Annotated in this window: 1 pseudogene; it reads left to right on the forward strand. The window is 43.2% G+C overall.

The window, feature by feature from the left end:
- Window positions 1-17: 17 nt before the first annotated feature.
- A pseudogene (locus HC026_RS12505) lies at window positions 18-331 on the forward strand (helix-turn-helix domain-containing protein); the annotation flags it as partial.

Raw genomic sequence — 331 nt, forward strand, 5'->3', positions numbered from 1 at the left:
TATAAGGAGTGATTACTTTGGGTACTTCTACTTTATCACGTTTTCAACGTGGTGCGCTAGCTCAACTGGTCAGTGAAGGCCATCATACTTACCAAGATATGGCTGACGCCTTAGGCGTTGCCAAATCAACTATTAGCTATGAATTAGATCGGGTCAAACCCTATGATCCCGAATTAGCGCAACAAGACGCAGATCATAAAAGGCGGGCTTGTGGTCGCCATTCAATTCTAACGCCATCATTGACAATTTTAATTACCAACCACCTACGTTTAACTTGGTCACCAGAAGCGATTGCGACAGCTTTTAACCTGAGCACCGCTTCAATTTATAA

Source organism: Secundilactobacillus angelensis (genome assembly GCF_012641075.1).
Lineage (GTDB): Bacteria > Bacillota > Bacilli > Lactobacillales > Lactobacillaceae > Secundilactobacillus > Secundilactobacillus angelensis.